We start from the raw sequence: 23,605 nt of genomic DNA, 5'->3' as shown, positions 1-23,605 counted from the left end.
GCACGTGGAGAGAACAATAAATGTTGAGATCCTTGAAATTCACCGCTCTGGTCGTCGGCATGATGAGTGCGGCGCACGCGATGGCGGCGGGCCCGGACCTGACCGTGGTGTCCTTTGGCGGGGCGAACAAGGCGGCGCAGGTCAAAGCCTTCTACGCACCGTGGGAAGCAGCGGGCAACGGCAAAATCGTCGCTGGCGAGTACAACGGCGAGATGGCCAAGGTCAAAGCCATGGTCGACACCAAGAGCGTGTCCTGGGATCTGGTGGAAGTTGAATCGCCAGAGCTGTCCCGTGGTTGCGACGAAGACATGTTCGAGCAGCTTGATCCGAAGCTGTTCGGCAAGTCCGAAGACTACGTCAAAGGCGCCATCCAGCCGTGCGGCGTGGGCTTCTTCGTGTGGTCGACCGTGTTGGCCTACAACGCCGACAAACTGGCTTCCGCTCCGACTAGCTGGGTTGATTTCTGGGACACCAAGAAATTCCCGGGCAAACGTGGCCTGCGTAAAGGCGCCAAGTACACCCTGGAATTCGCCTTGATGGCCGATGGCGTTGCGCCGAAGGACGTCTACAAAGTACTGGCCGGCAAGGATGGTCAGGACCGTGCGTTCAAGAAACTCGATGAACTCAAGCCAAGCATTCAGTGGTGGGAAGCCGGCGCACAACCGCCGCAATACCTCGCCTCCGGTGACGTGGTCATGAGCTCGGCCTACAACGGCCGGATCGCGGCGGTACAGAAAGAAAGCAACCTGAAAGTGGTGTGGAACGGCGGTATCTACGACTTCGACGCGTGGGCAATTCCAAAAGGCCTGGATAAGACCCGTGCTGAAGCGGCGAAGAAATTCATCGCGTTCTCGGTGGCTCCGCAGCAGCAGAAGACCTACTCGGAAAACATTGCCTACGGCCCGGCCAATACCCAAGCCGTTCCATTGCTGTCCAAGGATGTTCTGAAGGACATGCCGACCACCCCGGAAAACATCGCCAACCAGGTGCAGATCGACGTCAGCTTCTGGGCTGACAACGGCGAGCAACTGGAGCAGCGCTTCAATTCCTGGGCTGCGAAGTAACCACAATCCTTGTGGGAGCGGGCTTGCCCGCGATGGCGGTGGGTCAGTTGACAGAGATGTTGAATCTGATGACGCCATCGCAGGCAAGCCAGCTCCCACAGGTTGTTTGACTTAGAAAGATCGATTTCCGGAGTACGCCATGGCTATCGCCGTTCCCGTGAACGCGGGCACTGACCCCACCTTGAAGCAGCGGCTCAAGCACGCCGAGCGAATCAACCGCTGGAAAGCACAAGCCTTGATCGCGCCGTTGGTGCTGTTTCTGTTGCTGGTGTTCCTGGTGCCGATCGTGGCGCTGCTCTACAAAAGCGTTGGTAACCCGGAAGTGGTCGGCGTCATGCCGCGCACCGTGGCGGCCATCGCCAGTTGGGACGGCCGAGGCCTGCCGGCAGAGCCTGTGTACAAGGCCGCCAGCGAAGACCTCGCCGAAGCTCGCAAGAATCAGACCTTGGGCGACTTGTCCAAACGCTTGAACATGGAGTTGGCCGGCTACCGCAGCCTGCTGACCAAAACCGCACGTGCCTTGCCGTTCGCCCCCGAACCGGCCTCTTATAAAGAAGCGCTGGAAGGCCTCGACGAGCGCTGGGGCGATCCGGCCTATTGGCAGGTCGTGCGCCGCAACACCAGCGGCGTGACGCCTTATTACCTGCTGGCCGCCGTCGATCACCGCATTGACGACCTCGGCGAAATCGCTCCGGCCACCCCGGATCAGGCGATCTATCTCGACATCTTCGCCCGGACCTTCTGGATGGGCCTGATCATCACCTTGATCTGTCTGGTGCTGGCCTACCCGTTGGCTTACCTGCTGGCGAACCTGCCATCGCGACAAAGCAACCTGTTGATGATTCTGGTGCTGTTGCCGTTCTGGACCTCGATTCTGGTGCGGGTCGCCGCGTGGATTGTGTTGTTGCAATCGGGCGGCTTGATCAACAGCGGTCTGATGGCCATGGGCGTCATCGATAAGCCGCTGGAGCTGGTGTTCAACCGCACCGGGGTCTACATCTCGATGGTGCACATCCTGCTGCCGTTCATGATTCTGCCGATCTACAGCGTGATGAAAGGCATCTCGCCGACTTACATGCGCGCAGCGATTTCCCTCGGCTGTCACCCGTTCGCCAGTTTCTGGCGGGTGTATTTCCCGCAGACCTATGCCGGTGTCGGCGCCGGTTGCCTGTTGGTGTTCATCCTCGCCATCGGCTACTACATCACCCCTGCGTTGCTGGGCAGCCCGAACGATCAGATGGTCAGTTATTTCGTCGCCTTCTACACCAACACCAGTATCAACTGGGGCATGGCGACCGCACTCGGTGGGCTGTTGCTGCTGGCGACCGTGGTGCTTTATCTGATTTACAGCTGGCTGGTGGGCGCCAGTCGCCTGCGCCTGAGCTAAGGGGAGAATGAAATGCTGAGTCCTTATATGTCGCCCATCGAACGGGTATGGTTCTACAGCTTGCGGATTCTCTGCGGCTTGATTCTGTTGTTCCTGATCTTGCCGGTGCTGGTGATCATTCCGCTGTCATTCAATTCGGGGAGTTTTCTGGTTTATCCGCTGCAAGGTTTCTCACTGCACTGGTACCAGGACTTCTTTGCTTCGGCCGAATGGATGCGTTCATTGAAGAACAGCATGATCGTGGCCCCGGCAGCGACGGTACTGGCGATGATCTTCGGCACGCTGGCGGCGATCGGCCTGACCCGGGGCGATTTCCCGGGCAAACCGCTGGTGATGGCGCTGGTGATTTCGCCGATGGTGGTGCCGGTGGTGATCATTGGTGTAGCCAGTTACCTGACCTTTGCCCCACTGGGGTTCGGCAACAGCTATCTCTCGCTGATCGTCGTGCACGCTGTGCTGGGTGTGCCGTTCGTGATCATCACTGTGTCGGCGACCTTGCAGGGGTTTAACCAGAACCTGGTGCGGGCCGCTGCAAGCCTGGGGGCTTCGCCGCTGACCGCGTTTCGTCGGGTGACATTGCCGTTGATTGCGCCGGGCGTGATTTCCGGTGCGCTGTTTGCCTTCGCCACCTCGTTCGATGAAGTGGTGGTAACGCTGTTCCTCGCCGGCCCCGAACAAGCGACCTTGCCTCGGCAGATGTTCAGCGGCATCCGCGAAAACCTCAGCCCGACGATTGCCGCTGCCGCGACGCTGTTGATCGCGTTCTCGGTGATCCTGTTGCTGACGCTGGAATGGCTGCGCGGGCGCAGCGAAAAACTGCGCACTGCGCAGGTCTGAAATCACACACAGCTCAAAATGTGGGAGCGGGCTTGCCCGCGATGACGGTGTATCAGTCAACACTGATGTTGGATGTCATGACGCCATCGCGGGCAAGCCCGCTCCCACAGGGATTTAGGGTAATTTCGGAATCTGCGGTGATTCACAATCTGAATAGCAGACAAACCCCAATCCCCAGCTACTATTGTGCCCAGCTCCCCTATCTATAAGAGGCTGCGCACATGAGTCTTTCCTCTTTCAAAATCGCTCACAAACTGATCACCGGCGCAGGTGCCATCGAGCAACTCGCGGCCGAATTGACGCGTCTGGACATCGACAACCCGCTGATCGTCACCGACGCCGCGCTGGTCAAGTCCGGCACGGTAGAGCTGGCGCTGGCGCAGCTGGGCGAGCGCAGTTACGAGATCTTCGACCGAGTGTTGCCGGACCCGGAAATCGCCATCGTCGAAGATTGCATGCGGGTTTACCGTGAAGGCGGGCATGACGGATTGATCGGCCTCGGTGGCGGCAGTGCCATCGACATTGCCAAGAGTGTTGCAGCCTATGCCGGTTACCACGGCGCCCTGGAGGATTTGTTTGGTGTCGATCAGGTGCCGCGCAAAGGCCCGCCGCTGATTGCCATCCCGACCACTGCCGGCACCGGTTCGGAAGTGACCAACGTGGCCATCCTCTCCGACAAGGTTGCGCAGCTGAAGAAGGGCATTATCAGCGATTACTTGTTGCCGGACGTGGCACTGGTCAGCCCGCAAATGACCCTGACCTGCCCGCGCAGTGTCACCGCTGCCAGTGGCGTCGATGCGCTGGTGCACGCCATCGAGTCCTACCTGTCGCTCAATGCCTCGCCAATCACCGATGCCCTGGCCATTGGCGCGATCAAACTGATTACCCAGGCGCTGCCCAAGGCCTACGCCAATCCCTCTCATCTGCAAGCCCGCGAGGACATGGCGACCGCCAGCCTGATGGCCGGCATGGCGTTCGGCAATGCCGGGGTCGGAGCGGTGCATGCGTTGGCTTATCCGCTGGGCGGGCGTTTCAACATTGCCCATGGCGTCAGCAATGCCTTGCTGCTGCCGTATGTCATGACCTGGAACAAGATGGCCTGCGTGGAGCGTATGCAGGATATTGCCGAGGCCATGGGGGTGAAGACTGCTCATCTGAGCGCCAACGAAGCGGCGGACAAAGCCGTGGAGGCGATGACCGAGCTGTGCGCCGCGGTGGAGATCCCGCTGGGCCTGCGCAGTTTCGGGGTGCCCGAGGATGCGATCCCGGCCATGGCCGTGGAAGCCGCCGGCATCGAGCGCCTGATGCGCAACAATCCGCGCAAGCTGAGCGCCATCGATATCGAGAAGATCTACCGAGCGGCCTATTAGTACCCAATCATCGCAGCACGGTGCGCGCGTCAAAGCATGAGGTATACAATGCGCGCCATCGTGATTCTGCTCAAAAAAGGTGCGTCATGCAGCCCTTCGTCATTGCTCCGTCGATTCTCTCCGCCGACTTCGCCCGCCTGGGCGAGGAAGTGGACAACGTCCTGGCCGCCGGCGCCGACTTCGTGCACTTCGATGTCATGGACAATCATTACGTACCCAACCTGACCATCGGCCCGATGGTGTGTGCCGCGCTGCGCAAGTACGGCGTGACCGCGCCGATCGATGCGCACCTGATGGTCAGCCCGGTGGACCGCATCGTCGGTGACTTCATCGAGGCCGGTGCGACCTACATTACTTTCCACCCGGAAGCCACGCAGCACGTCGACCGTTCCCTGCAATTGATCCGCGAAGGCGGCTGCAAGGCGGGCCTGGTGTTCAACCCGGCGACCCCGCTGGACGTACTCAAGTACGTGATGGACAAGGTCGATATGATCCTCCTGATGAGCGTCAACCCGGGTTTCGGCGGGCAGAAGTTCATTCCCGGTACCCTCGACAAGCTGCGTGAAGCGCGGGCTCTGATCGATGCTTCCGGACGTGACATTCGCCTGGAAATCGACGGCGGCGTAAACGTGAACAATATTCGCGAAATCGCCGCCGCAGGCGCCGACACTTTCGTGGCCGGTTCGGCGATCTTTAATGCGCCGAACTATCAGGAAGTGATTGAAAAAATGCGCTCCGAACTGGCGCTGGCGCGCCCATGAGTGGTTTTGAGCAGCTGTTCCCGGGGCGTCTGCCGCGGCTGGTGATGTTCGATCTGGATGGCACCCTGGTCGATTCGGTCCCCGACCTCGCGGCGGCTGTGGATAACATGCTGCTCAAACTCGGGCGTCAACCTGCCGGTATCGAACCGGTGCGGGAGTGGGTTGGCAACGGCGTGCACATGCTGGTGCGCCGGGCCTTGGCCAATCACATCGACGGTGAGGGTGTCGATGAGGTCGAGGCCGAGCATGCCCTGGAATTGTTCAACGGCTTTTATGAGGACGGTCACGAACTGACGGTGGTTTACCCCGGCGTGCGTGACACCCTCAAGTGGCTGAACAAACAAGGTGTCGAAATGGCGCTGATCACCAACAAACCGGAACGCTTCGTCGCGCCGCTGCTGGATCAGATGAAGATCGGCCGTTACTTCAAATGGATCATCGGTGGCGACACCCTGCCGAACAAGAAACCTGACCCGGCCGCGCTGTTTTTCGTGATGAAAATGGCCAACATTCCGGCATCGCAATCGTTGTTCGTCGGCGACTCGCGCAGCGATGTGCTGGCGGCGAAAGCGGCGGGGGTCAAATGCGTGGCCCTCAGTTATGGCTATAACCACGGTCGGCCGATTGCCGAAGAATCGCCGGCGCTGGTGATCGATGATCTGCGCAAACTAATTCCCGGTTGCCTGGATCCGGCCGCTGAGATAACGTTGCCCGACGCTGTTCAATCCCCTTCTGGAAACGCCATCGTGGTGGTCACTCGCAAACTCTGGATGAAAGTCATCAAGGCCCTGGCCCGTTGGCGTTGGCGCGCCTGACTTGTTCCTGGCCGGCGTACCGGCGCGTTTGCACACCTGACCGTTAGACCCTCAAGCCACGAGGCACCTCATGATCCGCGAAGAATTCCTGCGTTTGGCCGCTGCCGGCTACAACCGCATCCCGCTTGCCTGCGAAACCCTGGCCGACTTCGACACGCCATTGTCGATCTACCTGAAACTGGCCGACGAGCCCAACTCCTACCTGCTGGAGTCGGTGCAGGGCGGCGAGAAATGGGGCCGTTATTCGATCATCGGCCTGCCGTGCCGCACCGTGCTGCGGGTTCACGATCACCACGTCAGCGTGACCCACGACGGCGTCGAGATCGAAAGTCACGATGTTGAAGACCCGCTGGCCTTCGTCGAAGCCTTCAAGGCACGCTACAACGTGCCGACCATCGCCGGTCTGCCGCGCTTCAATGGCGGTCTGGTGGGTTACTTCGGTTATGACTGCGTACGTTATGTGGAGAAGCGTCTGGGCAAATGCCCGAACCCGGATCCGCTGGGCGTGCCGGACATTCTGCTGATGGTCTCCGACGCGGTGGTGGTGTTCGACAACCTCGCCGGCAAGATGCACGCGATTGTCCTGGCCGATCCGTCGCAGGAAGATGCTTTCGAGCAAGGTCAGGCGCGTCTGCAAACGCTGCTGGAACAACTCCGTCAGCCAATCACTCCGCGCCGTGGCCTGGATTTCAGCAAGCAGCAATCGGCTGATCCGGTATTCCGTTCAAGCTTCACCCAGGACGATTACGAAAAAGCCGTCGACACCATCAAGGAATACATCCTGGCCGGTGACTGCATGCAGGTCGTGCCGTCCCAGCGCATGTCGATCGATTTCAAAGCCGCGCCTATCGACCTGTATCGGGCGCTGCGCTGCTTCAACCCGACGCCTTATATGTACTTCTTCAACTTCGGCGACTTCCACGTCGTCGGCAGTTCGCCGGAAGTACTGGTGCGGGTCGAAGACAACCTCATCACCGTGCGCCCGATTGCCGGCACCCGTCCGCGAGGCGCCAACGAAGAGGCTGACGTGGCGCTGGAGAAAGACCTGCTGTCGGACGACAAGGAGATCGCCGAGCATTTGATGCTGATTGATCTGGGCCGCAACGACACCGGTCGCGTTTCGGAGATCGGTTCGGTGAAACTCACCGAGAAGATGGTCATCGAGCGTTATTCCAACGTGATGCACATCGTCTCCAACGTTACTGGCCAATTGAAAGCCGGGCTGACAGCGATGGACGCACTGCGGGCGATCCTGCCGGCCGGCACCTTGTCTGGCGCGCCGAAGATTCGCGCGATGGAAATCATCGACGAGCTGGAACCGGTCAAGCGTGGCGTCTACGGTGGCGCGGTCGGTTACTTCGCCTGGAACGGCAACATGGACACGGCGATTGCGATCCGCACCGCAGTGATCAAGAACGGCGAACTGCATGTGCAGGCCGGTGGCGGCATCGTCGCCGACTCGGTGCCGGCGCTGGAATGGGAAGAAACCCTGAACAAACGTCGCGCCATGTTTCGCGCGGTGGCCCTGGCCGAGCAGACGCCGGACACCTGAGTTCACGCAATACCTGTGGGAGCGAGCTTTTGTGGCGAGGGAGCTTGCTCCCGCTGGCCTGCGTAGCAGGACCTCTGACGACTGCTACGCAGCCGAGCGCGAGCAAGCTCGCTCGCCACATAAGTACTTCATTAAAAAACGCGGCACCTGTGAGGGCGCCGCGTTTTTTATGGCCCGGGATTTAGAAGTCCAACGCTACCCCAACGTTAATACCTTGCTGGGTAAAGTCATCATCCTTGCGGATATCGTAGCTGGCGCGCAACGCCAGGTCCTTGGTGAGGTTGTGACTCACGCCCAGGTTCAAACGGTTCAGGTTGGTCTGCGGAGTGTAGCCGGCCAGGGTGTAGTGGTTGTTCGGCAGGCTGTTGAGGTTCATGGTCACGTCCTGGGTGTCGTCGTTGTACTCACGTTCGTGAGCCAGTTCGCCAAACACCTGGGTCTGCGGGGTGATCTGGTACTTGCCCTGAATCCCGAGACCCAGGCGCCGAGAGATGCGCGACTGGTCATCGAAGGTCAGCGCGGTGGAGTCAGCGCCATTTTCCGAGTACCCGTCGACTTCAACCTTGGCGAAATCAGCGCTGACGAACGGCGACAGGTGCCAAGGGCTGGTTGCTTCTGGTGCGATGTCGTAACCCAGCCGGCCGCTGAAGGCCAATACATAACCGTCGGTATCGCCTTTCTCCCCTCGCTCGTTGACCCCCAGTTGGAATTTGCGTTTGAGGCTGTCGTAGTCCAGATGCCCGGCCGTCAGTGCCGCGTCACCCCACCAGCGGTTCTGCTGGTACTGGGCGAAAGCCGTACCCATGTACGTGTTGAGCTTGTAGTCCGAATCGTTATCACCGGCTTCGAGTTTCTGATTGTAGAAGCCAGCCGCCAGGCCAACACGCCACGCTTCATTCAGCCGGTAGCTGCCACCGATATTCAAGTTGTAGCCATTACCGTCAGCACTGGCGCCGCTGCGCTGACTGTCGAAATCCTGATGCTGGCCGCCGCCGGCGACAATCGCCCGCCATTGACCCACGCCTTGCCAGTTTTCCCAATCGGCCAGCCACTGGTTGCGTAATTCATCCTGATGCGCACGCAGGGTGCCCTGAGCCATTTCCGGCAGGAGCGTCGCTTCCCACGGCGCGGCCAGCAGCGAGTAGGCGTAATCGGCAATCAGGCGTTGCCCGGCTTCGGTCGGGTGCACCGAGTCGTTGTAGATCAGTTTGGTCGGGTCCGGGGTGGCACTGTTGATCCCGTAGCGGGTGTTCTCGGTGCAACTGTTGCCGCTGAAGCAGGTGGCGCTCAGGTTCTGGTCGGTGGCCAAGCCGAATTGCGCCGGGTTGGCGAACGTTTCTTTGAGCAGCACCGGAATGTTCAGGGGAATGACGTTGGCATTAACGCTTTGCAGCTGGCTCACCAGTTCGCTGTTGAACTGGTTGCTGAGCTGGGACGTGAACGCTTGCAGAGACGTGCCGTTGAAAGCCGGGGTAAAGCCGATGTCCGGCAGCAACCAGACCATGATGTAGCGGGCACCGGCCTGTTGCAGGGTTTGCACACTGCTGGCCAAGCGATCGGCGGCGGCGCTGGCTTGGGGCAGACTGGTCACGCGACCTTGAAGGAAGTCGTTACCACCGCCCGAGAGGTAATACAGTGCGTTCGGGTCGGCGCGGAAGTTGTTCGACGGCAGATAGCCTGCGCGGGTACGTTCGCCGGTGGCGGAGGTGCTGGTGATCGAGTCGAGAATCTGGTCGGTGCGATAACCGCCAACCGCCCAGTTGTTGCCATCGGGCAAGCCTTCGTTGGCGCGTACCGCCGAGGAAGAAGACGCCGTCTGGTCCGGTGAGAACCCCAGTCTCCCGCCGAGAATTTGCGTGGCATTGAGCGAGCGCACTTCACCGCTGCCGTCCAGGTAGACCGGGCCGGTGCGATTGGTGAAACGTTGGGTCGCCCCGGCAGGCCCGCCGGTATCGGTGAAGGTCCCGGCATCGCTGAGGCTGTCGCCGAAGACGACGAAATTCGTATAAGGATTGGGCGCGGCGATCGCCTGGGCACAGGCAGCAGCGAGCAGGCATCCGGCGAGCGGTACAAACAACGTCTGTTTGATCATGAGCAAGTCCGTTTATTTTATTGTTGTAGTTAACGAAACGACAGTACCAAAAACTTTCGGCCTTTTGCCATCTGTCGTGAACCCTTCGTTTGTTTCGCAAGCTGTCGCTCCGGCCATATTGCACGCTCTGCCCAGCTAAGTTACTGTGCCGAGACGTATGAATGAGACCTTCCCCGTGTTGATCGTCAGCAAACTCCTGGATCAAGTCATCAAGGCACACGCCCGTTGGCGTTGGCGCGCCTGAATCTTTTCTGCCGGCCTGGCCGGACCTGTACCGCTTTGCCTTCTTTACCTGTCTGAAATGCCGCTTTGCTGGCGCCACTCCAGCACCTGACAAAGCGCAGCGCATTGCGGGTAAATCATTCGAAGGCCGTATTAAAAGTCAGTGAATTCAAGAGGTTCTAAACGCCATGTTGCTGATGATCGATAACTACGACTCTTTTACTTACAACGTTGTGCAGTACCTTGGCGAGCTAGGCTCCGAGGTCAAAGTCGTGCGCAACGATGAACTCACCATTGCCGAAATCGAAGCCCTCAACCCTGAGCGCATTGTCGTGTCCCCGGGTCCATGCACCCCGACCGAAGCCGGTATTTCCATTGAGGCAATCAAGCACTTCGCCGGCAAGTTGCCGATTCTCGGCGTTTGCCTGGGTCACCAGTCCATCGGCCAGGCCTTTGGGGGCGATGTGGTCCGTGCCCGTCAAGTCATGCACGGTAAGACTAGCCCGGTATTCCACGAGGACAAGGGCGTGTTCGAAGGCCTCAATCACCCGCTGACGGTCACCCGCTACCACTCGCTGATCGTCAAGCGCGAAACCCTGCCCGATTGCCTGGAGCTGACCGCCTGGACCCAGCTCGAAGACGGCTCGGTCGACGAGATCATGGGCCTGCGCCACAAGACGCTGAATATCGAAGGTGTGCAATTCCACCCTGAGTCTATCCTCACCGAACAGGGGCACGAGCTGTTCGCCAACTTCCTCAAACAAACCGGCGGCACGCGCTAAGGACTTTCCATGGATATCAAGACAGCCCTGAGCCGTATCGTCGGCCACCTCGACCTCAGTACCGATGAGATGCGCGATGTCATGCGCGAAATCATGACCGGGCAATGCACGGATGCGCAGATCGGCGCGTTCATGATGGCCATGCGCATGAAGAGCGAAAGCATCGACGAGATAGTCGGCGCCGTGACGGCGATGCGCGAGTTGGCGGACAAGGTTGAACTCAACACCCTCGACGGCGTGGTCGATGTGGTCGGCACTGGGGGCGACGGTGCAAACATTTTCAACGTCTCCACGGCTTCCTCGTTCGTGGTCGCCGCAGCAGGTTGCACCGTAGCCAAGCACGGTAACCGTGCGGTGTCGGGCAAAAGCGGCAGCGCCGATTTGCTGGAAGCGGCCGGTATCTACCTGAACCTGACGCCGGTCCAGGTGGCGCGCTGCATCGACAACGTCGGCATCGGTTTCATGTTTGCCCAGACTCACCATAGCGCCATGAAGCACGCCGCCGGCCCACGCCGCGAGTTGGGCTTGCGCACGCTGTTCAACATGCTCGGCCCGCTTACGAATCCGGCCGGTGTGAAACATCAGGTAGTAGGGGTGTTCAGTCAGGCGTTGTGCCGGCCATTGGCCGAAGTTTTGCAACGTCTGGGCAGTAAACACGTGCTGGTGGTGCACTCGAAGGATGGCCTGGACGAGTTCAGTCTGGCGGCTCCGACCTTTGTGGCGGAATTGAAGAATGACCAGATCACCGAGTATTGGGTCGAACCCGAAGACCTGGGGATGAAGAGCCAGAGCCTGCACGGTCTGGCGGTGGAAAGCCCGGCGGCCTCCCTTGAGCTGATTCGCGATGCCTTGGGCAAGCGCAAGACCGAGAACGGTCAGAAAGCCGCCGAGATGATCGTGCTCAATGCCGGTGCCGCGCTGTACGCCGCCGACCATGCCAGCAGTTTGAAAGAAGGCGTTGCCCTGGCGCACGATGCGCTGCACACAGGCCTCGCTCGGGAAAAACTTGAGGAATTGGGTGCATTTACCGCGGTATTCAAAGTGGAGAATGAGGGATGAGTTTACCGACGGTTCTGGAAAATATTCTGGCCCGCAAAGTTCAGGAAGTCGCCGAGCGTCGCGCTCGTGTGAGTCTGGCGGAACTGGAAAATCTGGCCAAGGCGGCCGATGCCCCCCGTGGTTTTGCCAAGGCACTGATCGATCAGGCCAAGACAAAACAGCCGGCGGTCATTGCTGAAATCAAGAAGGCTTCGCCAAGCAAAGGCGTGATTCGCGAGAACTTCGTGCCTGCGGACATTGCCAGAAGTTACGAAAAGGGCGGGGCCACTTGCCTGTCGGTGCTCACCGACATCGATTACTTCCAGGGGGCCGATGCGTATCTGCAACAGGCCCGGGCGGCGTGCAAGTTGCCGGTGATCCGCAAGGATTTCATGATCGATCCGTACCAGATTGTCGAAGCCCGCGCATTGGGTGCGGACTGCGTGCTGTTGATCGTCTCCGCACTGGACGACGTGAAGATGGCCGAGCTGGCGGCCGCGGCCAAAAGCGTCGGTCTTGATGTGCTGGTGGAAGTCCACGATGGCGACGAGCTGGAGCGGGCTTTGAAAACCCTCGACACACCGCTGGTGGGCGTGAACAACCGCAACTTGCACACCTTCGACGTCAATCTGGAAACCACCCTCGACCTGTTGCCGCGCATCCCGCGTGATCGTCTGGTGATTACTGAAAGTGGCATTCTTAACCGGGCCGATGTCGAGCTGATGGAAATCAGCGATGTGTATGCGTTCCTGGTCGGCGAAGCATTCATGCGCGCCGAAAGCCCGGGTACCGAATTGCAGCGCCTGTTCTTTCCCGAGCGTGGCATTCCAGTGAGCGGTTCTACGCTCGACTGATTGAAATCGGGGCGCTCCCTTCGCGAGCAAGTCCGCTCCCACATTAGCCCGCGTTCAGCCAGACAACGCGGGTCAATTGTGGGGGCGGCGGTGTGGCGATCCGACTTGCTCGCGAAGGCGGCATAAGATGCACCACAGACTGACCGTCCTATGGAATACCTTATGACCTCACCAACCCCACTGACCATCGAAGCCGGCCTGCTCGCCGAACAGGATCTGTTGGCCCATGTGTGCACCGGTGAATCGGAGTTCGGTCTGCTGTTCTGGCAACCCACTGACCGCGCATTGGTCATGCCCCGTCGCTTGAATCGCCTGCCACAGTTCGAGGCAGCGTGCGAAGTCTCCGCTGCCGCCGGCTGGCCGGTACTACTGCGTGAAACCGGCGGTGAGCCAGTGCCGCAATCGGCCTCGACGATCAACATCGCACTGCTCTATGCCCCGCCGCGCAGCGAAGGCGATCTGAACCGCATCGAAACCGGCTACCGGCGTCTGTGCGATCCGATCTGTCAGTTACTGGATGAGTTGGGCGGCACTTCGTCGTTGGGCGAAATAGAGGGCGCGTTCTGCGACGGCCGTTTCAACGTCAATCTCGATGGTCGCAAGATGGTCGGCACCGCTCAGCGTTGGCGCCAGAGCAAGGGCGGGCAGCGTCCGGTCGGGCTGGTGCATGGGGCGATGTTGATCGATAACGAACGAGAGTCGATGGTCGCGGCGGTCAATCGCTTCAACGAAGCCTGTGGCCTGGAACAGCGGGTTCGCGCTGAAAGCCACATCGCCCTGCATGAAAAGTTTGCCGCTCCTGATGTGCTGGAACGGCTCGACACGCTATACCGACAGTTGCTGGCAGAAATGCTCGGGACTTAAATCAGGAGCTTGAGTCTTCGAGCTTAGCGCGTACCGAAGACCACCATGGTCTTGCCTTTGACGTCGACCAGGTTGCGCTCTTCCAGATCCTTGAGCACGCGGCCGACCATCTCACGGGAGCAACCGACAATCCGGCCGATTTCCTGACGGGTCACCTTGATCTGCATGCCGTCCGGGTGGGTCATGGCGTCTGGTTGCTTGCACAGCTCCAGCAAGCAGCGCGCAACGCGACCGGTCACGTCGAAGAACGCCAGGTCGCCGACCTTGCGCGTGGTATTGCGCAGGCGCTGTGCGATTTGTCCGCTGAGCACGTAAAGAATGTCTGGATCTTGTTGGGACAGCTCGCGGAATTTCGCGTAGCTGATTTCCGCGACTTCGCATTCGACCTTGGCACGTACCCAGGCGCTGCGCTCCTGTTCCAGGCCGGCTTGCTCAAACAGACCCAGCTCGCCGAAAAAGTCGCCAGAATTGAGGTAGGCAATGATCATTTCACGGCCGTCGTCATCCTCAATCAGGATGGTTACCGAACCTTTGATGATGAAAAACAGCGTGTCCGAGCGGTCACCTGCACAAATGATGTTGCTCTTGGCGGCATAGCGACGGCGCTGGCAGTGCATCAACAGTTTGTCGAGGTTTTTGATTTTGGGTGTGGGGGTAATAGCAACCATGGTTGTATCCCGAAAAGACTGCACGGTGTGTTTGTTATTTGTAGGAGCTGGCGAAGCCTGCAATCCTTTTTTGTTCGCTGCAAAGCTGGCCATACGCCACTGAGTTGGCGCCAGCTTAACAGACGCATTCCTTCAAGATTTGAGAATTTGCCTACGACGCAGATGGTTATGTCCTAGGAAGGCGAAGCGCTGCCAATCAAGGGCCCTGTGCTAAGCTGGCGACCCTTTTTATACAGTGGAGTCTTGGCGATGAAGGCACGCATCCAATGGGCTGGCGAAGCCATGTTCCTCGGTGAATCTGGCAGCGGTCATGTCGTGGTCATGGACGGACCGCCCGATGCCGGCGGTCGTAACCTGGGTGTCCGGCCAATGGAAATGCTCCTGCTGGGGGTTGGCGGTTGCAGCAATTTCGATGTGGTCAGCATCCTCAAAAAGTCCCGTCAGGCTGTGGAAAGCTGCGAAGCCTTCCTCGAAGCCGAGCGTGCGACCGAAGATCCGAAGGTTTTCACCAAGATCCATATGCATTTCGTGGTCAAGGGCCGCGGGCTGAAAGAAGCTCAGGTCAAGCGCGCCATCGAGCTGTCGGCCGAGAAGTATTGCTCGGCCTCGATCATGCTCGGCGCGGCCGGCGTGGCGATTACCCACGACTACGAAATCATCGAACTCGGTTGAATCGACATTCAACTATCATAAAAGCAGTGCAGACTCTGGCGATCCATAGCTGACGTCTGCATAATGCGCCACTTTTTTCAGGGCAGTGATCGGTCAGCCGACAGGTCGCTTGCCTGAACAGACAACCAAAATCGCCATCGCGAAGAGGTGTTAACCGTCCTACGCAGGTGCGTCGTTCGCATCTGACGGGCATGCTTGATCACGCGGCCAGCCCGCAATACATAGAGAGTTTTTAACGGTGAAAAGCAAACTCAAGCTCCACGGGTTCAATAACCTGACAAAGACCTTGAGCTTCAACATCTATGACATCTGCTACGCGGAAACCCCGCAAGACCAACAGGCTTACGTCGAGTACATCAATAAAGAGTACAACGCCAAACGCCTGACGCAGATCCTCACAGAAGTTGTCGATATCATTGGTGCCAACATCCTGAACATCGCCAGTCAGGACTATGAACCCCAAGGTGCCAGCGTCACGATTCTGATCTCTGAAGAGCCGGTGACCCCGACCGACAGTCAGATCGAAGAGTCTCCGGGCCCATTGCCCGAAATCATCCTGGCCCACCTCGACAAGAGCCACATCACGGTGCACACCTATCCGGAAATCCATCCGGTGGACGGTATCGCGACGTTCCGTGTGGATATCGACGTGTCGACCTGTGGCGTCATTTCACCGCTCAAAGCGCTTAATTTCCTGATTCACCAGTTCGACTCGGACATCGTGACTGTGGATTACCGCGTGCGCGGCTTCACCCGTGACGTTGAAGGCAAGAAGCACTTCATCGACCACGAGATCAACTCGATCCAGAACTACCTCTCCGATGACACCCGCGACGCGTACCAGATGACCGACGTGAACGTGTACCAGGAAAACCTGTTCCACACCAAAATGCTGTTGAAGAACTTCGAGCTGGATAACTACCTGTTCGGCGACGCCACCAGCAATCTGTCCTCTGAGCAACGTGCCCAGGTGACTGAGCGTGTGAAACACGAAATGCTCGAAATCTTCTACGCGCGCAACATGCCGAGCTAAGATTTTTCGGACACAAAAAAGGCGACTACCTTGCGGTAGTCGCCTTTTTTATTGCTGCCTGTCAGACAGACCGTGCTATGGCCTTCGCGAGCAAGCCCGATCTGAAGACGCTTCCGTCAGATCCGATAAGTACTCTTCGTCATCACCTTGGCCAACAAACTCATCCCGAACTTCACCGGTGCCGGAAAACGAAACCCACCCGCATCCAGCGCGCTTTCGGCGTGGTGTTCTTCATCAATGCGCATTTGCTCCAGGATCGCCCTGGATTTCTCGTCCTCGGCGGGCAGTTGTTCAAGGTGTTCGTTCAGGTGTTTGCAGACCTGATGCTCAGTGGCAGCAACGAAACCCAGGCTGACTTTGTCGCTGATCAACCCGGCGACCGCGCCAATCCCGAACGACATGCCATAGAAAAGCGGATTGAGGATGCTTGTATGGCTGCCCAGCTGATGAATGCGTTGTTCGCACCAGACCAGATGGTCGATTTCTTCTTCGGCAGCGTTCTCCATGGCAGCGCGTACTTTTGGCAGCTTGGCGGTCAGGGCCTGCCCCTGATACAGCGCCTGGGCGCAGACTTCACCGGTATGGTTGATGCGCATCAAACCGGCGACGTGCCGGGTGTCCTCATCGCTCATTTGCGCATCCGGCTGCACGATGGCAGGCGACGGACGGTAGGGCTGGCCACTGAAGGGCAGCAAAGTACGCATCGCGGCATCGGCTTGCAGCAGAAGACGGTCAATCGGCGAGTAGTGACGTTGGGTAGTCATGCTGACCTCCGGAAAGAATCTCGGCGGCCAGTTTAACCCAATCGGCCGGGGGAGGGTTTGCGTTGGGTCATGGCTGGTAATGGATTCATCTGACCCGGGTAAAAACGATCTGTAGGAGCGAGGCTTGCCCGCGAAGGCGTCCTCATGTGCACCAAAAGATTCGCGGGCAAGCCTCGCTCCTACAAGGGGCTGGTGGTGGATCAGCCTGGCGGCCAGTGCATCTGGCGTTGACCCAGCACGTGCATATGAATGTGATAGACGGTCTGCCCGCCCAATTCATTGCAGTTCATGACCACCCGGAAACCTTCTTCACAGCCCAATTCCAGAGCCAGACGCTGGGCCGTGAACAGAATGTGCCCGGCCAAAGCCTTATCGTCCTCGGTGAGGTCGTTAAGGGTGCGCACCGGTTTCTTCGGGACTACCAGGAAATGCACGGGGGCCTGTGGCGCGATGTCGTGGAAGGCCAGTACCTGGTCGTCCTCGTAAATGATCTTCGCCGGGATTTCCCGGTTGATGATCTTGGTGAACAGAGTATCCACAGCTGTTTTCTCCGTTGTTTGGGCTGGCCTGAGTGTAACCATGGGTTATGTCAGAGCCCAGTCTTTTGCCTTGAGGATTGATCAGCGCGGGCAATAGGCTTTGTTGACCATGCCCGCGATTGTCCGGGTCAGCCAGCGTGAGCCGAGCCGCGGCAGGAACGCGAACCAGCGATTCAGGCGACCGGGGATAATAATGGCGCGATTTTTCGCCAGCGCGCGCACGGTATAAAGCGCGACTTCCTCGGGGCTCATCAGCCTTTTGCTCTCGCCCAGTTTGTCGGTGTCCAGTTGCGCGTTACGAAAAAACGCCGTACGGGTCGGGCCAGGGCAGAGCACCGACACCTTGACCGCGCATTTCTTCAGTTCGACGCGCAAGCCTTCGGAAAAATGCAGTACGTAAGCCTTGCTGGCGTAGTACGTGCTCATCCATGGACCGGGATGGAACGCCGCGACCGAGGCGACGTTCAGAATCTGCCCGCCGCCCTGCAAGGCCATGCTGTTGCCGATGGCATGACACAAGCGCGTGAGGGCCAGGATGTTCACTTCGATCAAGTCCTGCTCGGTCATCCAGTCCTGAGCCAGGAACGGACCGCAGGTGCCGATGCCGGCACAGTTGACCAGCAAATCTATCTGCCGGTCGCCTTCCTCCAGCTCCAGCAAAAATCCGGACAGCCTCAACGGCTCCCCCAGGTCGCAGGCACGAAACAGCACTTCCACACCAAAACGTTGAGTCAGTTCAATCGCAATACTTTCCAGCTGATCACGCTGTCGGGCCACCAGAATCAGGCTGCGGCCGCGCCGGGCCAGCGCTTCGGCCATCGCCAGGCCGATGCCGCTGGAGGCGCCAGTGATCAGAGCGTAACGGGTCATGCAGTTCTCCATCGCAACAGCTCCGCGCCGGCGACGCAGGTGTCACGGGCGGGGAGCGCTGTTCATTCTTTCGCAGAGTCTACAGTGGGCTCGGCAGCTTCGGCTGCATCATCGGATGAATTTGGCGCTTGTTCAGCCTCTTCGGCCGGTTCGACTTCAACTTCGTCGGTGATCACCGCGCTGCTTTGATAGGTGCTGTCGGTGGCGCTTTCGTACTCATCCTGGATCGCGGTGAGGCCTCCAGTCAGCCCGCCGACGAACATGATCGCGATAAACACCAGCCATAGCGAAGCCAGCACCCTGACCGCGTTGCTGTTAGGCGGCGGTGGTGCGCCATACCGGTTGGCAGTGTTGTTACCCGGTACGATCATTATCACGAACGGAAAAATGCTGCCCACGACCGGTACAAGGTTCAACAGCCAGAGCCAGCCGGACCAGCCGATATCGTGCAGACGCTGCACGCTGAATTGGATGCTGATGAAGGCGAGCACCACGACCAGGATAAAGGCCAGCAGAGCGGCGAGAATCAAGCCAGCAGTGGAATCGGTGCTAATGAGCGCAAAGCCGAAAATAGCCAACACGGAGCCAACGCCAAGCGTCACCAGCGTAAGCGCCATCGTCCAGGCCAGAAAGCGCAAGCGACCGATGCGGCCAACGAAGCTGAATGCCTTGAGTGCAGAAAACTCCGGCAATGCTTCGCCGACAGAGGCTCGGGGCGGTGCATAGGGAGAATCGGGATCTGCCGTGACAGGTTGGCTGTTGTCAGGGGCGCGTTCGTGAACGTCGGACAGGTTCAGCTCGATCGAGGGTTCTGTTTCGATTCGGGCATCGATGCCGGTTTTCGTCAGCGCCTGAAGGTAAGTTTGCGCATCGGTGTGTGACAGGTCGCGTTTGAGCGCAACCTTGCGGCCACTGAACAGGCGTTCGATGGCCGCGACATCGCTTTTGAACAGCTCGGCAAGATTGAGCTTCGCGGTGGTGGCGTCAACACCTGGCTGCAGAGCGCCATCGAAGACGATCTTGAAACGGTTTTCGCTCATGGCCGAGGCATCCTTGTCGCGAGAGTGTAATAGACGGTGTTGCAAGTATGGAGTGTAGGGCCAGCCGGATTGGGCTGGCCAAGTTTTTCTGTCAGCGCGGCCAGCGTTTGGGCAACGCCGCCGCCAGTTCCAGCGCCTTGCGGTATTCGGCATCGAGACGTGCGACCAGTTGATCGACACTCGGCAGGTCCTCGATTTCTCCGACGCCCTGACCTGCGGACCACACGGTTTTCCAGGCTTTGGCTTCATCGCTCAACGGCTTGAGCTTGGAGCCGAAGTTCACCTCGCCCTTGTCTTGCAGGGCTGCCATGTCGAAACCGGCGGCCTCCAGGCTCCGACGCATGAAGCTCGCCGGTACGCCCGACACCGCTGGAGTATGGACGATATCTGCGGCTCTGGAAGTCAGGAGCATCTCCTTATACGCGTCAGGCGCATGACTTTCCGTGGTACCGATAAATCGCGTACCGAAGTAGGCCAAATCCGCGCCGAGCAATTGCGCGGCAAGAATTTCATGGCCATGGTTCAGGCAGCCGGCCAGCAGCAGGGTCTTGTCGAAAAACTGGCGAATCTCGGCGATCAGCGAAAACGGGCTCCAGGTCCCGGCGTGACCACCGGCGCCCGCAGCCACGGCGATCAAACCGTCCACGCCGGCCTCGGCGGCTTTCTCTGCGTGGCGACGCGTCGTCACGTCGTGAAACACCAGGCCTCCATAGCTGTGCACGGCGTCGACCAATTCCTTCACGGCGCCGAGGCTGGTGATCACGATCGGTACTTTGTGCTCGATGCAGATCGCCAGGTCGGCCTGCAATCGCGGGTTGCTGTTGTGGACGATCAGGTTCACCGCGTAAGGCGCGGGATTTTCCAGTGTCGCCAGTCCTGCTTCGATCTCTTCCAGCCAGGCCTTGAAACCGCTGCTCTCACGCTGGTTCAGCGCAGGAAAGCTGCCCACCACGCCATTACGGCAGCAGGCGAGCACCAGCTCAGGGTTGGAAATCAGGAACATCGGCGCCGCCACCACGGGCAGACGCAAGCGTTGTTCGAGCAAAGCGGGCAGCGACATTGGAAGTACCCCGGGTGAATGATGCTTGTTGGATTAAAACGGCCGAACGACGACCAGAATTACGATAGCCAGCAATATCAGAACCGGCACTTCATTGAACCAGCGATAAAAGACATGGCTGCGGGTGTTTTCGCCACGGGCAAAACGTTTTACCTGAGCACCACACATGTGGTGGTAACCGATCAGGATCACCACCAGGGTCAATTTGGCATGCATCCATGCACCTTGGGTGAAGTAGGCGCTTGGGTTGAGGCTGATCAGCCAGATGCCGAACACCAGGGTGGCGATCATCGCCGGGCCCATGATGCCCCGGTACAGCTTGCGCTCCATGATGCTGAAGCGTTCCTTGCTGACGGTGTCTTCGCTTTGGGCGTGATAGACGAACAGGCGCGGCAGGTAAAACAGGCCGGCAAACCAGCAGACCAAGCTGACGATATGAAGCGCTTTGAGCCACAGATAAAGCATTTTTAGTTATTCCCAGGTTCACGGTAGCGGGAATAGTAGAGGCTTGAGCCGCCGCACGTCACCTTGACGGTTGTCGCAGGGCCGCGCGGCCCCTATTATCGACGGCTTTCCAGTGGGTTCGTTGAGGGCAGGTTTATGGTCAAGGTCGGTATCGTCGGCGGCACGGGTTACACCGGTGTCGAACTGCTGCGTCTGTTGGCGCAGCATCCGCAAGCTGAAGTGGTGGTGATCACTTCCCGATCCGAGGCCGGCTTGGCCGTGGCCGACATGTACCCGAACCTGCGAGGCCATTACGACGGCCTGGCGTTCAGCGTTCCGGACATCAAGACCCTCGGGGCCTGCGACGTGGTGTTCTTCGCCACGCCGCACGGTGTCGCCCATGCTCTGGCGGGAGAGTTGCTAGCGGCCGGGACCAAGGTCATCGACCTGTCGGCAGACTTCCGTCTGCAAGACGCCGATGAGTGGGCCAAATGGTACGGTCAGCCGCACGGCGCGCCAGAACTGCTGGAGGAGGCGGTTTACGGCTTGCCGGAAGTCAATCGCGAGCAAATCAAGCAAGCGCGCCTGATTGCTGTACCGGGTTGCTACCCGACTGCCACGCAACTGGGTTTCCTGCCATTGCTTGAAGCCGGTCTGGCAGATACCACTCGTTTGATTGCAGACTGCAAGTCCGGCGTCAGCGGTGCGGGTCGTGGCGCTTCTGTAGGTTCGCTGTACTCCGAGACGTCGGAAAGCATGAAGGCCTACGCCGTCAAAGGGCACCGTCATTTGCCGGAAATCCGCCAGGGCCTGCGTCGTGCAGCGGGCAAGGACGTGGGGCTGACCTTCGTTCCGCACCTGACGCCAATGATTCGCGGCATTCACTCGACACTCTACGCGACTGTCGTGGATCGCTCGGTGGATCTGCAAGCGTTGTTCGAAAAGCGCTATGCCAACGAACCGTTCGTCGATGTAATGCCTGCCGGCAGCCATCCGGAAACCCGTAGCGTGCGCGGCGCCAACGTTTGCCGAATTGCCGTGCATCGTCCGCAGGATGGTGATCTGGTGGTGGTATTGTCGGTGATCGACAATCTGGTCAAAGGCGCGTCGGGTCAGGCGGTGCAGAACCTGAATATCCTGTTCGGTCTGGATGAGCGTCTGGGTCTGTCCCATGCGGGCATGCTGCCGTAAGGTTTTATCCCGATCAGCAAAAAGGCCCGTCGAACGGGCCTTTTTGCATTGTGGTCTGACAATTGGGTTGATTGATATACCGTAACAATAGTTGACCGATTTTCTGGGAGAAGCGGATAATGCGCGTCATCACGCATTATGGCGGCGTAACGCCGGGAGATAGTCAGCATGAGCGTCGAATCCTTCACCCCCACGGCTTTGCAATTCACCCACGGTGCCGCGCACAAGGTGAAGAGCCTGGTCGATGAAGAGGGGAATGATCGCTTGAAGCTGCGCGTATTCGTTACGGGCGGCGGTTGTTCAGGGTTTCAGTACGGCTTCACCTTCGATGAAGAAGTGGCCGATGACGACACCATCGTCGAGCGCGAAGGCGTCAGCCTGGTGGTCGATCCGATGAGCTTCCAGTACCTGGCAGGTGCCGAAGTGGATTACCAGGAAGGTCTGGAAGGTTCGCGTTTCGTAATCAAGAACCCGAACGCTACCACCACGTGTGGCTGCGGCTCTTCGTTCTCGATCTGATCGCACCTCACCGCATTACCAGGCGCCGCAGGGTCTCAGGACTCCGCGGCGTTTTGCTGTCTGGGGTTCAGGCTCAGGCGGGGTAGATGGCGCCGAGTATGCGCAGGCCGCGGGCACCGGTGACACTTGGGCGGTTGGCCGCGATGCCTTCCAGGCAGCAATGAGCCAGCCAGGCGAAGGCCATGGCTTCGACCCAGTCCGGGTCTACGCCGTAAGCAGCAGTGCTGCTGACTTTCGCGTTCGGCAGCAGAGTGGCCAAGCGCTTCATCAACGTGGCGTTGTGCGCGCCGCCGCCACAAACCAGCAGCTCCCGTGTATCCGATTGGGCGCTTTGCAATGACTCGACAATAGTCAGCGCAGTCAGCTCAAGCAGCGTGGCCTGTATGTCTTCGGCAGCGAAGGTTGGCAGCTGCGACAGATGCTGCATCAGCCACGGCAGATTGAACACTTCGCGGCCGGTGCTCTTCGGGCCCTGAGTCACAAAGAATGGATCGCTGAGCAGCTCGTTCAACAGAGCAGGTTGAACCTTGCCGCTGGCAGCCCAATGGCCGTCACGATCAAAGTTGTCACCACGTTGCTGATGAATCCAGGCATCCAGGAGGACATTTCCGGGGCCGCAGTCAAATCCTGCAACAGGCTTGCCGGGCTCGATCAGGCTGAGGTTGCTGAATCCGCCGACGTTCAATACCGCGCGGTTACCAGGTCCTTCTTCAAACAGGGCTTCGTGAAAGGCTGGAACCAGTGGCGCGCCTTGTCCACCTGCGGCTACATCGCGGCTGCGGAAATCGCTGACCACGGTGATGCCGGTCAGCTCGGTGAGCAAGGCTGGGTTGCCGATTTGCACCGTGAACCCGCGCGCGGGCTCGTGGCGAATGGTCTGGCCGTGGCTGCCAATCGCGCGAATGTCGGCGGGTTTCAGGTTTTGTTGGTCGAGGAGGGTGTGAATGCCCTGTGCGGCCAGTTTCACCCAATTCTGCTGGGCAATGGCGGAGCGGGCAATCTCGTCCGGGCCGCTGGCGCACAAGCCAAGCAGCTCGGCGCGCAGGGAATCAGGCATAGGGATGTAATGGGTGGCGATCAGCTTGATTGCCGGGGCTTGCTCGATCAACGCAATGTCCAGGCCATCAAGGCTGGTCCCGGACATCACACCTATATAGAGCGCCATGG

At 59.2% G+C, this 23,605-nt stretch carries 24 protein-coding genes; 15 read left to right on the top strand and 9 right to left on the bottom strand.

From position 1 onward, the window contains the following. Nucleotides 1-20 precede the first annotated feature (20 nt). From AB3226_RS11810 to trpE, 7 genes are all read left to right on the top strand, one after another. Entirely contained in the window at nt 21-1,064 is a 1,044-nt protein-coding gene (locus AB3226_RS11810; protein ID WP_367373172.1) for an ABC transporter substrate-binding protein, read from the top strand. Between the two features lie 139 nt (nt 1,065-1,203). Beyond that, a complete protein-coding gene (locus AB3226_RS11805; RefSeq protein WP_367373171.1) occupies nt 1,204-2,451 on the top strand; it encodes an ABC transporter permease in 1,248 nt (415 codons plus the stop codon). Nucleotides 2,452-2,463: 12 nt separating this feature from the next. Continuing rightward, nucleotides 2,464-3,288 carry an ABC transporter permease gene (locus AB3226_RS11800; RefSeq protein WP_258617533.1) on the top strand — a complete coding sequence of 275 codons (825 nt, stop codon included), beginning with the start codon at nt 2,464-2,466 and terminating at the stop codon, nt 3,286-3,288. 221 nt (nt 3,289-3,509) lie between these two features. Further along, nucleotides 3,510-4,658, top strand: a complete 1,149-nt coding sequence (locus AB3226_RS11795; RefSeq protein WP_367373170.1) for an iron-containing alcohol dehydrogenase — start codon at nt 3,510-3,512, stop codon at nt 4,656-4,658. A gap of 86 nt (nt 4,659-4,744) precedes the next feature. Then, nucleotides 4,745-5,419 (top strand): ribulose-phosphate 3-epimerase, encoded by a 675-nt coding sequence (gene rpe / locus AB3226_RS11790; RefSeq protein WP_007906892.1) that lies wholly within the window; start codon nt 4,745-4,747, stop codon nt 5,417-5,419. Continuing rightward, nucleotides 5,416-6,234 (top strand): phosphoglycolate phosphatase, encoded by an 819-nt coding sequence (locus AB3226_RS11785; RefSeq protein WP_367373169.1) that lies wholly within the window; start codon nt 5,416-5,418, stop codon nt 6,232-6,234. Before rpe ends, AB3226_RS11785 begins: the two co-directional genes overlap by 4 nt. Nucleotides 6,235-6,304: 70 nt before the next feature. Further along, nucleotides 6,305-7,786, top strand: a complete 1,482-nt coding sequence (gene trpE / locus AB3226_RS11780; protein WP_367373168.1) for an anthranilate synthase component I — start codon at nt 6,305-6,307, stop codon at nt 7,784-7,786. A gap of 181 nt (nt 7,787-7,967) precedes the next feature. Here trpE and estP read toward each other — a convergent pair whose 3' ends face one another. Continuing rightward, nucleotides 7,968-9,878 (bottom strand): esterase EstP, encoded by a 1,911-nt coding sequence (gene estP, locus AB3226_RS11775; protein WP_367373167.1) that lies wholly within the window; start codon nt 9,876-9,878, stop codon nt 7,968-7,970. Between the two features lie 410 nt (nt 9,879-10,288). Here estP and AB3226_RS11770 point away from each other — a divergent pair, with 410 nt between their 5' ends. The 4 genes from AB3226_RS11770 (at nt 10,289) to AB3226_RS11755 (ending at nt 13,638) form a co-directional block, all read left to right on the top strand. Next, complete coding sequence (locus tag AB3226_RS11770) at nt 10,289-10,882, top strand: aminodeoxychorismate/anthranilate synthase component II (protein WP_367373166.1); 594 nt, start codon at nt 10,289-10,291, stop codon at nt 10,880-10,882. 9 nt (nt 10,883-10,891) lie between these two features. Further along, complete coding sequence (gene trpD / locus AB3226_RS11765; protein ID WP_007906883.1) at nt 10,892-11,941, top strand: anthranilate phosphoribosyltransferase; 1,050 nt, start codon at nt 10,892-10,894, stop codon at nt 11,939-11,941. After that, nucleotides 11,938-12,774: an indole-3-glycerol phosphate synthase TrpC gene (trpC, locus tag AB3226_RS11760; RefSeq protein WP_367373165.1), complete on the top strand. Its 837-nt coding sequence runs from the start codon at nt 11,938-11,940 to the stop codon at nt 12,772-12,774. Before trpD ends, trpC begins: the two co-directional genes overlap by 4 nt. 162 nt (nt 12,775-12,936) lie before the next feature. Beyond that, nucleotides 12,937-13,638 (top strand): biotin/lipoate A/B protein ligase family protein, encoded by a 702-nt coding sequence (locus AB3226_RS11755; protein WP_367373164.1) that lies wholly within the window; start codon nt 12,937-12,939, stop codon nt 13,636-13,638. A gap of 23 nt (nt 13,639-13,661) precedes the next feature. Here AB3226_RS11755 and crp read toward each other — a convergent pair whose 3' ends face one another. Then, complete coding sequence (crp, locus tag AB3226_RS11750; protein ID WP_007941656.1) at nt 13,662-14,306, bottom strand: cAMP-activated global transcriptional regulator CRP; 645 nt, start codon at nt 14,304-14,306, stop codon at nt 13,662-13,664. 249 nt (nt 14,307-14,555) lie between these two features. Between crp and AB3226_RS11745 the strand changes: the two genes are divergently transcribed. Further along, nucleotides 14,556-14,978, top strand: a complete 423-nt coding sequence (locus AB3226_RS11745) for an OsmC family protein (RefSeq protein ID WP_007941657.1) — start codon at nt 14,556-14,558, stop codon at nt 14,976-14,978. 238 nt (nt 14,979-15,216) lie between these two features. Continuing rightward, complete coding sequence (speD, locus tag AB3226_RS11740; protein ID WP_123355745.1) at nt 15,217-16,011, top strand: adenosylmethionine decarboxylase; 795 nt, start codon at nt 15,217-15,219, stop codon at nt 16,009-16,011. A gap of 116 nt (nt 16,012-16,127) precedes the next feature. On the opposite strand, the gene coq7 is transcribed toward speD, so the two are convergent. From coq7 to hemJ, 6 genes are all read right to left on the bottom strand, one after another. Then, complete coding sequence (gene coq7 / locus AB3226_RS11735) at nt 16,128-16,775, bottom strand: 2-polyprenyl-3-methyl-6-methoxy-1,4-benzoquinone monooxygenase (RefSeq protein WP_367373163.1); 648 nt, start codon at nt 16,773-16,775, stop codon at nt 16,128-16,130. A gap of 200 nt (nt 16,776-16,975) precedes the next feature. Beyond that, nucleotides 16,976-17,314, bottom strand: a complete 339-nt coding sequence (locus AB3226_RS11730; RefSeq protein ID WP_007906873.1) for a histidine triad nucleotide-binding protein — start codon at nt 17,312-17,314, stop codon at nt 16,976-16,978. An 81-nt stretch (nt 17,315-17,395) separates the two neighbouring features. Next, nucleotides 17,396-18,184 carry an SDR family NAD(P)-dependent oxidoreductase gene (locus tag AB3226_RS11725; RefSeq protein ID WP_367373162.1) on the bottom strand — a complete coding sequence of 263 codons (789 nt, stop codon included), beginning with the start codon at nt 18,182-18,184 and terminating at the stop codon, nt 17,396-17,398. 62 nt (nt 18,185-18,246) lie between these two features. Beyond that, nucleotides 18,247-19,224, bottom strand: a complete 978-nt coding sequence (locus AB3226_RS11720) for a DUF805 domain-containing protein (protein WP_367375785.1) — start codon at nt 19,222-19,224, stop codon at nt 18,247-18,249. Nucleotides 19,225-19,315: 91 nt separating this feature from the next. After that, complete coding sequence (locus tag AB3226_RS11715; protein ID WP_367373161.1) at nt 19,316-20,284, bottom strand: NAD(P)H-dependent flavin oxidoreductase; 969 nt, start codon at nt 20,282-20,284, stop codon at nt 19,316-19,318. 33 nt (nt 20,285-20,317) lie between these two features. Then, on the bottom strand, nt 20,318-20,749 hold the full coding sequence (gene hemJ, locus AB3226_RS11710) for a protoporphyrinogen oxidase HemJ (protein ID WP_367373160.1): 432 nt from the start codon (nt 20,747-20,749) through the stop codon (nt 20,318-20,320). Nucleotides 20,750-20,884: 135 nt separating this feature from the next. On the opposite strand from hemJ, the gene argC reads away from it, so the two are divergent. Further along, entirely contained in the window at nt 20,885-21,919 is a 1,035-nt protein-coding gene (argC, locus tag AB3226_RS11705; protein ID WP_007941665.1) for an N-acetyl-gamma-glutamyl-phosphate reductase, read from the top strand. A 168-nt stretch (nt 21,920-22,087) separates the two neighbouring features. After that, complete coding sequence (gene erpA / locus AB3226_RS11700; RefSeq protein WP_007906865.1) at nt 22,088-22,438, top strand: iron-sulfur cluster insertion protein ErpA; 351 nt, start codon at nt 22,088-22,090, stop codon at nt 22,436-22,438. Between the two features lie 73 nt (nt 22,439-22,511). On the opposite strand, the gene AB3226_RS11695 is transcribed toward erpA, so the two are convergent. Continuing rightward, entirely contained in the window at nt 22,512-23,603 is a 1,092-nt protein-coding gene (locus AB3226_RS11695) for an anhydro-N-acetylmuramic acid kinase (RefSeq protein ID WP_367373159.1), read from the bottom strand. Between the last annotated feature and the right edge of the window lie 2 nt (nt 23,604-23,605).

The sequence above is a fragment of the Pseudomonas lini genome, assembly GCF_964063345.1.
Classification (GTDB): Bacteria; Pseudomonadota; Gammaproteobacteria; order Pseudomonadales; family Pseudomonadaceae; genus Aquipseudomonas; species Aquipseudomonas lini_B.
The sequence above is the reverse complement of the archived record's forward strand: the minus strand, read 5'-3'. Positions and strand labels throughout refer to the sequence as shown.